A 323-nucleotide genomic window follows, 5' to 3' on the forward strand; every position below is an offset into this window, starting at 1 on the left:
GAGGAGCAAAAACAGAAACGCCTACGTGATCGAGCTATTCGCGAAAAGAAAAAAGGAATTACATATACAGAGCGTACAAAACTTTTACAAGGCATTACGGTATATATGACAAACATTCCTACGGAATGGGTACCAAAAGAGAAAATTTATGATCTATATTCACTGCGTTGGCAAATTGAACTGTTATTTAAAATATGGAAATCTTGGTTTCAAATTCATCGTTGTAAATCTATTAAACAAGAACGCTTAGAATGTCACCTTTATGGGCAACTCATTAGTATTCTATTATGTTCTTCTACTATGTTTAAAATGCGAGAACTCCT

Annotated in this window: 1 protein-coding gene; it reads left to right on the top strand. The window is 33.7% G+C overall.

The window, feature by feature from the left end:
* The coding region (locus JDS81_RS29925) for a transposase (RefSeq protein WP_199688700.1) at nt 1–323 on the top strand (323 nt) is incomplete at both ends.

The sequence above is a fragment of the Bacillus cereus group sp. N31 genome, assembly GCF_016483245.1.
Lineage (GTDB): Bacteria > Bacillota > Bacilli > Bacillales > Bacillaceae_G > Bacillus_A > Bacillus_A toyonensis.